Source organism: Streptomyces pilosus, assembly GCF_014649835.1.
GTDB lineage: Bacteria > Actinomycetota > Actinomycetes > Streptomycetales > Streptomycetaceae > Streptomyces > Streptomyces pilosus.
In genome coordinates, this window is the sequence record NZ_BMTU01000002.1 from 148,395 (window position 1) to 161,983 (window position 13,589).

The 13,589-nt window shown below is 67.4% G+C and carries 5 protein-coding genes and 1 pseudogene; 4 read left to right on the forward strand and 2 right to left on the reverse strand.

Translation table 11 applies throughout. The annotated features are described in order from the left end of the window. Positions 1-7: 7 nt before the first annotated feature. Both IE118_RS05670 and IE118_RS05675 read right to left on the reverse strand, forming a co-directional pair. On the reverse strand, positions 8-1,429 hold the full coding sequence (locus tag IE118_RS05670) for a protein kinase domain-containing protein (protein ID WP_189556168.1): 1,422 nt from the start codon (positions 1,427-1,429) through the stop codon (positions 8-10). Positions 1,430-1,462: 33 nt separating this feature from the next. Then, a complete protein-coding gene (locus IE118_RS05675; RefSeq protein ID WP_268248929.1) occupies positions 1,463-2,116 on the reverse strand; it encodes a vWA domain-containing protein in 654 nt (217 codons plus the stop codon). A gap of 789 nt (positions 2,117-2,905) precedes the next feature. Here IE118_RS05675 and IE118_RS05680 point away from each other — a divergent pair. The 4 genes and pseudogenes from IE118_RS05680 (at position 2,906) to IE118_RS05695 (ending at position 13,349) form a co-directional block, all read left to right on the forward strand. Then, the gene (locus IE118_RS05680; RefSeq protein ID WP_189556170.1) at positions 2,906-7,462 is read left to right on the forward strand and encodes a sacsin N-terminal ATP-binding-like domain-containing protein; all 4,557 of its coding nucleotides are present in this window, start codon (positions 2,906-2,908) and stop codon (positions 7,460-7,462) included. Between the two features lie 267 nt (positions 7,463-7,729). After that, positions 7,730-8,958, forward strand: a pseudogene (locus tag IE118_RS05685) (IS701 family transposase). Positions 8,959-10,560: 1,602 nt separating this feature from the next. Next, positions 10,561-10,908, forward strand: coding sequence for a hypothetical protein (locus IE118_RS05690; protein WP_189556171.1), 348 nt, complete (start codon positions 10,561-10,563; stop codon positions 10,906-10,908). 65 nt (positions 10,909-10,973) lie between these two features. After that, positions 10,974-13,349 carry a tetratricopeptide repeat protein gene (locus IE118_RS05695; RefSeq protein ID WP_189556172.1) on the forward strand — a complete coding sequence of 792 codons (2,376 nt, stop codon included), beginning with the start codon at positions 10,974-10,976 and terminating at the stop codon, positions 13,347-13,349. The last annotated feature ends 240 nt before the right edge of the window (positions 13,350-13,589 follow it).

The window sequence follows — 13,589 nt, forward strand, 5'->3', positions numbered from 1 at the left end:
CGAACGCTCACCTGCTCGCCTCCACAGCCATCAGACGTACCCAGCGGTGGATCGCACCCTGCCTCCCGAAGTGAAGCGTCCAGGCGCGGCCGTCGACAGGCACGGTTGCTTGGCTTCCCTGGCCGATCTCCCGCCATGGCCGACCGTCTTGATGGTCCAGCCAGAGGCTGTCGCGCGAAAGGTTCAGCACGGTGGCGTCCTGGCTGTGAAGCCGCAGCTGCGCGACTACTACCTCAGGCCGATCCGGGGCGGGTGAGGTATGTCGGGCGGTCAGAGTCGTCCCGCTGCCGGGACGCAGTGCGGTGAAGTCGGGCAGAGGAACTTCCGAGAGCTGGACCCCAGGGGTGTCGTCAGTGCTCCCCGATCGGTCTTGCGGCTCGATACCCACCGGACCAGTCAGTCCGTGGCGCAGCACCCAGACACGGTCGCGGGGCCTCCGGCAGGCGAGGCAGGAGGGGGCGAACGCACGGTAGGTCCACCCACACTCCGGGCACCTGACGGTCTGTCCCGCAGCGGAGTGCAGGGCCGCGGCCCATCGGGCAGCCGACGGCCGGAGGAGGGGATTGGCCACGGCGTCCACGAAGCACTGTGAGGCCAGGTCCCACAGTTGACCAGACAGGAGTTCCTGCCGTGGTGTGATACCCAGAGTGCACTCATTGGTGCGGTCGGTGGGGTGGTCGATCCATGGAAGGCGGAAACGGTCTGAGTATTCCTCTTGGTAGGCGGGGTCGGAGTCCAGGACCTCGTCGCCCCGGAACGGGTGACTGGCCGTGAGGGTCTCGAAGATCAGAACGCCGAGTGCGTGTGCGTCGGCCAGAGTGGTGGCTCCGCTGTGACCCGACACGATTTCCGGTGCCCCGTATCCGGGGGTGTGTACCGGCGCGGATCCGACGGTCGAGGCCAGACCGAGGTTGTCCACGTCGATGAGACGGATTTCCTCTTGCTCGGTAGCGGCGGAAATCAGCACGTTGGAGGGCGACAGGTCCTGGTACACGATGGCACGCGTGTGGAGCCGGGCAACCGCGTCTGCAAGCTTGGCCAGCAGCCGCAGTCGGCGTTCCAGACCCCCGGTGCGCAGATACCAGGCTGCCAGGTCCTCCTCGTCGGGGACGCACAAGGTGGCCAACGGGACCATCTCATCTGCTAGTTCCATTACATAACCGAGCTTCGGCGGGGCGAGCAGGGCGAGTACGCCGGCCAGCGGGACACCTTCCAACGGAAGGCGCTGGATGCGGCGCAACCGAACGTGAACAGCCTCTGCTGCTTCCTGAGTCGGAGCAGTGATTATCTTTACGGCGGTTCGTCCGCCTCGGGCCAGCCATACCTCGCCTTGGCCGCCGGCTCCGATCGAGTGGGACAGTGACCACAGCTGGTGGTACTCGTCCTCGACGGGCCGCAGCAGGCCGCCGAGATCCCAGCGCGATGCCACGGGGTGCCTTTCCTCTCGCCGTGTCCCGCCGATTCAGGCGCCGAAGTCGGACAAATCGTCGGGGCTCAGTACCGGCGCCCGGTCCGGACGAGTACTTCGAGCCTGCTGGGTGACCGTGACCGTGACCCATCGGAAGTACTGCTGGATGCGTCCGACGTCTTGTGCCTCGAACACGCCGTTGGCCTCGTCGCTGACGAAACGGCGCAGCACGGCTTTTGCCTGGTCAGTCATGTCGGGACCGATGGCGACCGCCAGCCGGTTGGCTCTAGAACCCTTCGGGGAGTCGAGCAACCGGTCGAGGGCCTCTTCCCACTCGTCGGTGGGCATTCCATCGGACACGAGAACAAGTGTGGGAGAGAAGGACCTGGTTGGGACAGCTACTTCGTCACGCAGCACCGCATCAGTGAGTTCGAGGGCGGCACCGAGCGGGGTGCCGCCTCGGGCCTCCATGTCGGTCCAGGATGCATCGGCTGCGGGCACCATGTCCTGATGCAGTTCAGCCCGATCACGGCTGAAGGCGATCACTCCGACGTGGATGGTGCCTCGCCCGATGTCGGCCGTAGCGAAATCGTCGAGCATGCGACGGATGCACTCATTGAGCACATCGATCTTCTCCCGAGGTTCTCCCATGCTCCCACTCACGTCCGCCAGTACGAGTACTGGTAACGGACGTGCCTTCGCGGCCATAAAACGCGGCGCGGCACCCACGATGTCCCCCCATCGCTCTCACCGCACTAGTGGCTGCAAACCGACACACCTAGTTGCGGCAAGGTCATTTCTGACGCTGAGGCAGACAAAGGTACTACGTGTCGCATCTTGCGTGCAGTCCGTGGCAGTTGGGGATGTTGGTCGTTGTGGCGGAGAAGCGTTGAAAGTTCACGGCCAAGCGGTAGCGACCGGCCCCGTAGGCGGCGCTGGTAGGACTGGAGCGCGCCGGGATCGGTGGAGGCTCCGATGTGCCCCTGCTGTGGCGTTGCGCCGCCGCCTCCAGTACGACGAGCCTGCGGAAGCTCCAGACGAACGGCCCCGGTTCCGTACCCTCGTCGGCTGCGATCAGCTTGAGCACCTGGTCCACGCTGTTGATCTCGGTGACAGCGGGTAGTTCGGGCCGAGCGCGTCGATGTGTCTCCTCCCGCGCCTTGAGTACATAAACCGGTCCGGCCACGTCCAGCCATTCACGACCAGGTACCGCGTAGCGGCGTCGGTCACGACGGGAGACTCGATCAAGCAACGGCCCGCCCGAGCCGGTACGCCGGGTCAAAATGATAGGGACCCATTCGCGCTCCAGTGCTGCTGCCCTGTGGGGCACCTCGTGCAAATCGTCGTACCCGTGCGAGCGGGCTGGTGTGGCAGGTGCAACGAAGCGGCCGGACGCGGGAATCGGCGGGTTCACGCCGACCGCCGTTTTCGCCCCTTCCTCTTCCTCGACGATCTACGATCGGTAACCGGGGGATCACACAGCAAGGGGGGCGGGGGATGACCGCTGAGCGGGGCGGGTCGACGGGGGCCGAGGTGGAGCGGGCGATCCGGGCGGCCGAGGAACTCATGGACCGCGAAGGGCTGGCGGGCGGGGCGGAGGTGGCGGAACCGGTCGGGCCCGAAGCGACGTGTGCGGCCGTCGAGCGGCTCGGGCGCTTGTTCGTGGAGCTGCCTGGACAGATGCGGTACGGGCTGCACCGGCAGCGGGACAACGGCGGGGACCTGTCGACCGACCCGCTGCAGGGGCTGTCCGAGATCGTGCAGAACGCCGACGACCTCGGGGCGAACCAGGTCAGGATTTTCGTACGTGATGCGGAATTGCTGGTAGCGCATGACGGGCGTCCGGTACGGCTGACCGATGTGATGGCGTTGGCCATGCCGTCGCTGACAAGTAAGGACGACGACCCTGACGCCACCGGCCGGTTCGGCATCGGGCTCATGACCCTCCGGCGTCTGTCCCCGGTCCTGGAGATCTTCTGCGGCTTCTACCGTGTCCGGATCGGGGACCCCGACGTGTCCCTCGCCGACCCCTTCCCGGTCCCCTCCTGGTTCGCCGACGACGGTTGGACGGTCCTGCGCATCCCGCTCCCCACCCCCGCCGATGTGCAGGGGCAGGATGTCGACCACTGGCTTGCCGCATGGGGTGACGAGGCGCTGCTCTTCCTCGACCACGTGCGCACGGTCGAGCATCAACGGGAGGGCGGTGACGTACACTCCCGGCTCGCCTTGGAGTGGGGCGAACCCGACGCCTACGAGGCCGTCATCGGCGGTCGGGACACCGTGATCGACGTGCGCACGGCCCGGTCACCTGGCGGCATGACCTGGCACGTCAGCCGTGCCACCGTGCCGAGCCCGCCGGACGTGCCGAGGATTCGGAAGGCTGCAGGTGAATCGACTGGCCTTGCCGTCGCGATCCCGCTGCACGAGGGCGTGGGCGACGAGGTTGCTGGACAGGTGCATGTCGGACTGCCCGTGACCGAGTTGGGACTTCCGTTCCGGGTCAGCGCTCAGTTCGATCCGAACCCGAGCCGTCAGCACCTCAACGACACCCCGTGGAACCAGGCGCTGCTTCCCCTGCTGGCCGACCTCTGGGCCGCCGTCATGGTGCGACAGCTTCGGCTGAACCCGACCGTGGCCTGGCGGTGCCTGCCCTTGCCGCACAACGTCCGATCGCCCAAGGGACCTGCTCGGGACCTGGAGGAGCGGTTCCTGACCCTTGCGCGCGCGAGGGTCTCGTACGTACTGCGCCTGCGGACGCTGCTCCACGGTGACCTCGGACTCGCCGACCTCGCCGTTGGTGACGAGGCGGTTCTGCGAGCGCTCTCGGAGGCGGAGATCGCGCAGGTGGCCGGGCGTACGGCCGTATTGCCTCCGGCGGCGCGGGATGCGGAGGGGCGATGGCAGGAGGTGCTCGAGGACTGGGCCGAACACGACGGTGCCGCGCCCGGGACCGTCACCGTCCCGATGGCTGTGGACGCGCTCCTCGGAGATGCGTCCCGGAGCCCGGAGGCGACGGTCGCACTTGCTTCCGTTGCCATCGCCGAGGGCGAGACCCAGAGGCTTCGATGGCACAAGTGGCTGGTGGATATCTCCGGAGCAAGGCACCGGGTGCCCTGGTTCGGAGCCGCGGAGTTCTTCACCGACAAGGCGCAGGGGCTTTCGAAGGTGCTCGGGCTCAGCCACGTGCTGCACCCGGCCTTCGTCGCCGAGACCGGGGAAGCGGCCCGAGTGCATGCGTGGCTGAGCGAACAACAGGTCTTCGTCACGGGCGCGGATCCGGTGCCCGTCATCCGTCAGCTCGCTGCCCGCGGCGCCCGAAAGGACATCGCGCCTCTGATCCTGGATGACGACCAACTGGTGGCGCTGCGCGAGGGGTTTCTGCGCGTTCCCGCGAAGGAGCGCCAGCGGCTGGGCAAGGACGTGGGCCGCGCCGTCCTGCTGCACGGCCGCCGGTTCGGGCCCGGCGGCCATAGGGAGGACGTGCAGGTCGGACCAGCGGATGCCTACCTGCCGGCCGGGTTGGACAGTGTGGACCGGGAGGACAGCTTCGAGACGGCCGCAGGTACCGCCACCGGCCTGACGTGGTTGCGGCCCCGCTATGCCCAGGTCCTGCCCGGAGCGGGTACGGGCCTGGGCGCCCGGGCCTTCTTCCACCTGCTCGGTGCCGAAAAGGGACCGCGGCTGCGGCCGCACCCTGGAGTCGAGCTCCGGTTCACTGCATCGTCCCCCAGCGAGGGTCTGCCGGCCCGGGTCCCAGGCGGCCCTGTGGAGAGGTCGCAGGACCTCCAGAACAAATCGGCCACCTACACCCTGGAGGACTGCGACAGCCCTGACCTGATGGCCGTCGTTCAGGACATCGCCGCCGAGAGAGACGGGCCGGTACGACGCCGACGGGCCGCCGCGCTACTGCGGGTGCTCGGACGCAACTGGAGTGTCTTGTCCGAGCATCACAAGGTCCGCGCCGTCTGGGACTACCACACATGGAACCCGCGCGGGGAGACAGACGGCTTCTGGCTGTGGCACTTGAAGACCACGGCGTGGCTGGACAACCAGGACGGCACACCGACCGCTCCCCGCGACCTGCGCGAGCGCACGACCAGTACCGTCGCCGTCTACGGCGCGGACAGTGCCGGATTCCTGCACCCCGACCTCCAGCAGGCGGTCGGCAGACGAGGAGAGGTACTTGTCGCTCTCGGCGTCACCGGCGAGCCGGGTGTCGCCGACCTCCTGGAGGCGCTGCGCCGACTACGCGCCCGGGAAACCGACGCCCCTGACCATCCGGCGGCGCAGCTCCTCTACCGGGCGCTCGCCGAGCGACTGACCGCCCACCGAGGCAAGGACGCCGCACAGGTGACCGCCACCGTCGTGCGTGCCTTCGGGCAGGGCCGCGGACTGATTCTCACGTCACTGGGCTGGCGCCGGCCGGGCGACTGCTTCCGCGGCCTCCCGGTCTTCGGCCGGTGGGCCGCCTTCGCGCCGTCGTTCAAGGGCAGTGACGCCCTCTGGGAGACCCTCGCGGTTCCGGAGGCCGGCGTGGAGGACGCAGTACGGGTCGTCAGGGAGGTGGTCCGCGAGGCGAGGGAGGAGCGAGGCGTGCGGTCGCCGGTCGACGCCGAAGCCGAGACCGTGATGCTTCAGACCCTGCAGATGCTTGCCCGAACGGCCCGCGAACACCCCGAGAGAGTGACCGCCTCTCTCGTGGGGAGACTGCCGTTGCGCACGAGCCGGGGATGGACCAGTAAGCGCCCGGTCTACGCGGCCGACGCGACGTTGGCCGAGGCGCTGGGCTCGCGGATCCCGGTGTGGCTGCCGGGCGGGGAACTCGAACAGTTTACGGCGCTCCTCAGACGCCTGCGGGTGACCGAGCTGGGAGCGGCGGACATTACTTTCCGCCCCGCGGAGGACGCGCCCGTCGACGAGGAAGCAACCGACCTCGTGCGTCACGCGCTGGATCTGCTCCGCGAGGACCTGCAGCGCAACGCCGTCGCCGTCGCGGGATCCCTCGACTGCCCGTGGGAGGACTTGGCCGAGGTTGAGGTGCGGATCACCTCGTCGCTGGAGTGTCTGGTCACGCTCCCCGGTGGGGAACCGGTGCGGGGGCCGGTGCGTACCGCCCTCGACCGGGACTCCCGCACGCTATGGACGGTGGACCGCGAGTTGTTGAGGCGACCGTCGGAGGCGGGCCGGGCCATCGCGACTCGCTTCACCGAGGACCGGCGGCAGGTCGCCCACTCCTGGGCGGCCGCCTACGACGAGGCGGAGCGCGGAAGAGAGGCGGTGCGGCTCGAGCTGGCCGAGGAGCGGGTCGCGCAGGACCAGGCGGCGACTGATGCCAAGCGTGCCCAACGCCTTGCTGCGCTGGAGACAGAAGTCAAGACGGCTCAGAACAAGGCAGATGGCCGGCCGCCTGCGTCGACACCCCTGCCCTCGGTCACTGTCCGCCCGGCCTCGGCCGTCCCGGTCTCGGCATCGCGAGCATTCGTCGATCCGGCAGCTCTCCGCATCACCGGCATCCGCCGGACCGCCCAGGCGTCGCCATCCGCTGGTGGTGTGCCCGGGGCTGGCGGAGGTGCATCCGTCAGGACCCGCCTCACCCCTCCCGCCTACGCAGCGGCCGTGCCCGCACCACGTCTGGTCCCCCCTGCCCCCAACATCGACCGTCAGGAGAGGGTGGCTCTGGACCTCCTGCGCAAGGTTCTGGGTACGGAGCGGGAACCGGAGTGGCTGCGCGATCTACGGCACCAGCACGGCGTGGGCGCCGATGCCGTGGACGCGCTCGATCGGTTCTACGAGCTGAAGACGACCTATGGACCCGAGCAGGACACGGTGACCCTCACCGCCAAGGAATGCGAACGGGCGGCCTCGGAAGCCGAGTTCTTTCTCGTCGTGGTATCGGGACTCGCGGCAGACGCCAATCCTGTCCTGCGTCTCGTCCCCGACCCGCTGCACCAACTGCGCATCCGCCCGAACGGAAACGTCATGCTCACCGGGATCAAACAGTCCGGAAGTCTCATCGTCGAATTCGGCGCAGAGGAGGAGCCAGATCCTTCTTGACTTTCCTCCCGGGGGTACAGCCCTCGCCCGTTACGGACTCGAGGCAGCTGAGCGGGAGGACCTGGCGCAGTCGGGACCAGGCCGAGGGCGTCGGTGCTCAGTTACCCCTTAGTACTCCAGCCGGACTTCTGTATTTCTACTGGTCAACGGCTTGGCGGTGGGGAGTGTAGCGGGGGTGTGGCATATGGGGGACGGTCTTGGGCTGGCCGTCCCACCAACGTGTGGCCGCGCCGCATGAAGTGACAGCGTGACGAGCAGTCCGTAGTCGTGATCCATGATGTACCGACGAACGCCTGGGACCTGGAACTCGAAGAACTCTTCCTGCAGACCGGAGCTCGCTTCCCCCGGGTCGAGGCCCGGCGGCGGATGCGGGACTACGTCCGCGGACTGCTCGGCCCGGTCGGCCGAAAGAACAGCTGGCAGCTCGCCGAGTACGCCGGTCATGCCACCCCCCACGGCCTGCAGCACCTGCTCTCCCACAGTCGGTGGGACGCCGACGGTCTGCGCGACGACTGCAGGCGTACGCGGCCGGACAACTCGGCCATTCCAATGGTGTGTCGATTCTCGACGACACGGGCTTCGTGAAGAAAGGCACCACCTCCGCAGGGGTGCAGCGCCAATACTCCGGCACTGCCGGACGGACAGAAAATTGCCAGATCGGTGTCTTCGCTGCCTATGCCACCACCCGCGGCCATGCTCTGGTCGATCGCGAGCTTTACCTGCCCAAGTCCTGGACAGGCGACCGGGAATGCTGTCAAGCGGCCCGCATCCCCGACGAGCGCACCTTCGCCACCAAAGGCGACCTGGCCCGCGACATGATCCTGCGCGCCCTGGCCTCCCCGCTCCCCATCGCCTGGGTCACCGCGGATTCCGCCCACGGACAGGACTCGCACTTCCGGCGCTTCCTGGAAGACGCGCAGCTCTCCTACGTCGTTGCCGTCCCCAAGTCGCAGCAGGTGAACGGCCCGCGCGTCGACCATCTCATCGCGCAGGCCCCGCCCGAGGCGTGGCAGCGTCTGTCGGCGGGGCCTGGAGCCAAAGGCGAACGGCTCTACGACTGGGCCGCCGCCCGTCTGCCCGCAGTGGACGAGTCCGACGGCAGTGAGCCGACCCGACAGCGGTGGATGCTGGCACGTCGCAGCATCAGCAAGCCCGACGAGATCGCCTACTACCTCGCCTGCGCTCCGCTGGACGCCAGCGCCGCTGACCTGGTCCGAGTCGCCGGATGCCGCTGGAAGATCGAGGAGTGCTTCCAGAGCGCGAAGAACGAATGCGGCCTGGATCAGTACGAGGTCCGCCGCTACGTGGGCTGGTACCGGCACATCACGCTCGCCATGCTCGCCCACGCGTTCCTTGCGGTGATGGCCGTGCAGGAACGCGAAAAGGGGGTGTCGAGGCCGACACACCCGACCTCGTGGACCTCACACCCTCCGAAATCCGTCGTCTGCTGGCAGTTGAACCCCGCCGCCATCCTGCACGCCGCGACCACGCGGTGAACTGGTCCCGATGGCGGCGTCGCCACCAAGCACGTGCCCGAAGCTGTCACTACATGCGGCGCGGCCACACGTTGGTGGGACGGCCAGCCCAAGACCGTCCCCCATATGCCACACCCCCGCTACACTCCCCACCGCCAAGCCGTTGACCAGGAGAAATACAGAAGTCCGGCTGGAGTATTAGCACGGTGCTGTGCTCGCCCGCCGTCACCTCTAGGCCGCGGAGGTGACGCAGAAAAAGCAGGGAAGCGTCGCTCCAGTCGTCGAACCATTCCAGGAGCTGGGCCGCGGTCAGTATGCCGGGAGCCAGCGGGATGCGGAAAATAGCCCAATCGGGTCCGGAGATCTCGGCGGGACCGGCGGCGCCGCAGGCTCGAGGTTGGTACCAGAGAAGCGCACGTGGAAGGGATGGCAGTGTACCTCCCACACCGTGGTGAGACCCCTGAGAGTGGACAGTCCGATGCCGAACCGACCAGTGGCTTCGGCGTCAGCCGTCTTGCCGCTGAGCCAGGCATGCCGAGCGGGAGGACATCAGCCAGGCGCAGGCCGGCTCCGTCATGGGCGACCAGAATGTCGTCGGACCGCAGCAGGACGCGCAGCTGTCCGGCTCCCGCGTCGTCGGAATTCTGGACGAACTCGGAGAGGACCTGCAGGCGGTCCGTCGCGAGTGTTTTGGCGCCGTGCAGCGCGCCCTCGGCCATCCTACGGTGGACCCCACGGCCGCTACGCAGTCCCTGATCGAAGAGCCGGACGCTGCGCGCCGCTTCCTCCGGGGTCGACACCCCCACTTCCACGGACGCGTCTGGGTCCTCCAGAAGCGTGTGTACCGCCGCTGTGAGAGCGTCCACGTCCGTACCCCTCCCCCTTGGTGCCTTGTGACATCGACAAGGCTGGGGCTCGGGGATGGTTTCCCGATGACCACGTGGGCTCAATCCAGCTATGTGCGTGCGGAGTTACGGCGAGCGCTGTGGTTTGGCTGACCGCTGTCGGCACTGCGGATGCAGGAAGCGGGGCGGATGACAAGTCGCTCCGACAGAATTGGGAACGCGGCGGAAACTGATCCCGTTCGCCCCTCGATTGTCAGACCTGCCTGGTAGAGCGCCTCGGTCGACGAAAACGCCCGCCCTGGTCGTAGTTTTCGCCGCTCCGTCCCGGTCGTCGGCGAGGGAGATTCAGTCGGTATCACGGCGGATCAACCCATCGCTTGCACGGCGGTGCGGGCTCGCCAGCACGCTGTCGATGCAGGGAAGACACCGTCCGCCACCGTTCCTCAAATGGGGTCCACCGGTGGAGAACCAGGTCGATCCGGTGCTTCGGAAACTGACCGTCCGACAGGAGAAGGTGGTCCAGTCGCCGAGTGTCTGGGGCGCTCACGCAGGGCGCTCACCCCCAAGATCTACCTCCTAGCTGACGGACCATGCCGATCACTCGCCCCCGTCCTGACACATGGACACTACGGAGACGGCCCCCGGCTTGTGCCTGGAAGGTCGGGCACCGCCTTCCAACTGCCCGAGCCGTTCCAGCGGGGAGTTTCATCGCCCAGTCGATTCCAAGTACGGTCAACGTTTGGGCCCGACCGTCCCGTTATTGAGGCAGTATTCCGGTATGAACAACGGGATGCGGTACGCGGTGATCGCCACTTCGGTGCTTGTCATCGCTGCGATGGTGATGGTGTGGCTCACCGTGGATCTGAATGCGGCGGGGCAAGTGGCCTCCATCGTGGCCGCGTGCGCGGCGGTGATCGCTCTGGCGCGGGAACTTCTGCGGCGGGGCGGGCAGTCGGCTGTCGCCGTCGCACTGCGGACGGGCAGGGCGTCAGCCCGATCAGGGGCTGATGCCAACAGCGGCATCACAGGCCCGGCGAACAGCCTGCATGGCGAGTTCCGGGCGGAGCGCACCGGAGACGCCGACGGCGACGGCGGTAACGCCAACACGGGCATCCGCCTGAGCTGACCCACACCGACCAGCTGTCTACAGCAGTAGCACCTGAACGGATGTCCATGCGCAGAGACAGGAAAATGCTCAAGGTCTCGGATACTGGCAGCGCTCATGCCGAGCCCAATGGTTGGGCAAACAGCGGATATGTCGAAAACGTCACGGTCGTAGTCAAGGAAGCCTTCCGACCGCAGTGGCCACTGCTCGTGGGCTCTGTCCCGGTGCCCGCCTCCCAGTTCGAGCCTCGTGAAGCCTCCTCCGGTCTGCGCGAGTGGATTGACTCCGCCGACGCGACACCTTCGACAATGGTCCTGTGCGGCATGGGGGGCGTGGGCAAGACGCAGGTGGCGGCCGACTTCGCCGCGGACATGCTCGCGAAGGCTCGCTCTCAGAAGGTCGATTCAGCCTCCGTCAACACCGACACACAGCCGTCCGACCCTGTTGCTTCGCCACTGACGCGGATGGATCTGGTCGTCTGGGTGACTGCCGATCGCACTGAGCACATCGTGGGCACCTACGCCCGCGCCTGGCGTGCCGTCACCGGTCTGAGTCCTTCGGGCGACGCGGACGACGAGGCTGCCCGCTTCCTCTCGTGGCTTGCCACGACTCCCCGACAGTGGCTAGTGGTTCTGGACGATGTGCCGGATGTGGGGGCATTACGGGACTGGTTGCCGCCGCGCACGGCCGGCGGACGGTGTGTGGTGACCACCCGCAGCAAGGACGCCGCCTGGCACACCGAGCACCGTGCCCGCGTGGACGTCGGCCTGTACTCCCCTGCCATGTCCAGGCGTTACCTGCAAAACGTCCTTAGGCTGCAGGGACGTGAGCAGGACGTCGCCCATCTTGAGCGCCTCGCTGACGATCTCGGCCATCTGCCGCTTGCGCTTGCGCAGGCAGCCGCCTACCTCTGCGAGGATCGCTCTTTGACCGTCGCGCAGTACCGGGCTCTGCTCGCGGACCGCACCCTGCAGCTGGCCGACGTGCTGCCTGACGACAGTAGTCTTCCGGACACGCAGCAGCACACCGTGGCCGCTGCGTGGCACCTATCGGTACAACGAGCGAACGAGCTCGCTCCCGTGGGCCTCGCGCGTCCGCTGCTGACGGTGCTGTGCCTGCTGGACACCCACGCGGTTCCCATGGCGACGATCACTACGCCTGCCATGGTCCACTACCTCAATACGCAGCGGCTGAGCGGCCGACAACTGCCAGGTTCAGCCCATCACGCTCGACGGGCGTTGCAGGTACTACGCCGACTCAGTCTCGTGAACCTGGCGCCTCGAGGAACGGACGAGCGGGACGATTTCATCAGCATGCACCAGCTCATCCAGCGCGCTGTACGAGAAAGGGTCCAGCCCTCGGACCTGAACACTGCGGTCCGAGCGGCAGCTGACGCTCTTGAGGAGGTGTGGCCGCCGGGCGTGGACTACGCGGACACCGCCACCGGCCGCTCCCTAATGTCCAGCGCGGAGCACCTTGTCGCGCATGACACAGCGGATGCGCTGTGGGATGCACAGGGGCCTCACCGCGTACTTACGCGGCTCGGCCTACAGTTGCAGGCCACCGGCCGCCGGGATCAGGGACTGCTGCACTACAGATCGATGCTGCGCACCGCGCGACGGCTACTGGGCGAAAATGCTCCGGAGACCCTGTTCCTACGCAGCGACATCGCAGGGTTGCAGGCCGAGGACGGCGACGTGCCAGCGGCGGTGAAGGAGCTCCAAGCGGTGCTGGCTGCGCAACGCCGCCTTCTGGGCGACGAGCACGCGCATGTGCTGACCACGCTGAACAATCTGGCGCACTGGCGCGGCGTTACAGGGGACTATGCGGGGGCAGTCGCTGAGTACGACCGTCTCCTCGACACTCTGCAGCGACTGCCTACTCCGTCAGACGAGGTTGTTCTCGTCACTCGTCGCAACCGCGCTCACTGCATGACCCAATGCGGACGGGAAGCCGAAGCTCTGCCGGAACTGCGCACTGTCGTCGAGGGCACCACGCGAATCAGCGGCCCGCGTCATCCTCGCACCATGGTCGCCCGCAACGCTCTGGCCAGCTGCTTGGGCCGACTGGGGCACAACGAAGAAGCGATCGAAATACTTACGCCTTTGCTGGCCGACCAGCAGACGGTGCACGGAGAGCTCCACAGCGAGGCCCTGATCACCCGCGCAAACCTCGCCCAACAACGCGGCAAGGCGGGCCACCTCGACGAGGCGGTCACAGAACTCACGGAGCTCGTAGCACTGTTCATCACCGTGTTCGGCGCCGACCAGGTACGCACCCTCACCTGCCGCACCGTACTCGCCGAGTGGACCTGGCGAGCAGGCAAGAAGGAGAGTGCCCGCGCCCAGATGGAGGACGTGGCCGACCACGCGACACGGGCTTTGGGCCCGCACCACCATGTCACCACAGACATACGCCAGATCCTGGCCTACTGGGCCGCAGACGCCGGAACTGCAGGCTGACAGGCCGCCCGGCTGTCGTCCGGGGAGAGGGAGTTCGGACAGCTGGAATACACCCGGAGGCATCCCTCCTCAGAAGGCCCGCCCCTGCCCCAAACCACTTGCCGATCAGAGTGTGGATGGGCCTTGACCCCGGATCCTGGACACGGGTTATGCGGCTGGTGTCAGCGTAGTTGATGTTGCTTCGGGAGCTGTCTCGCCGGCCGGTGCTGGTCCAGACGGGCTCGGCCGCTTCCGCGCGCA

Coding starts and splice junctions, on each gene's coding strand:
- IE118_RS05695 (WP_189556172.1), top strand. CDS start 10,974: ATGCTCAAGGTCTCGGATACTGGCAGCGCTCATGCCGAGCCCAATGGT.
- IE118_RS05680 (WP_189556170.1), top strand. CDS start 2,906: ATGACCGCTGAGCGGGGCGGGTCGACGGGGGCCGAGGTGGAGCGGGCG.
- IE118_RS05690 (WP_189556171.1), top strand. CDS start 10,561: ATGAACAACGGGATGCGGTACGCGGTGATCGCCACTTCGGTGCTTGTC.
- IE118_RS05675 (WP_268248929.1), bottom strand. CDS start 2,116: ATGGCCGCGAAGGCACGTCCGTTACCAGTACTCGTACTGGCGGACGTG.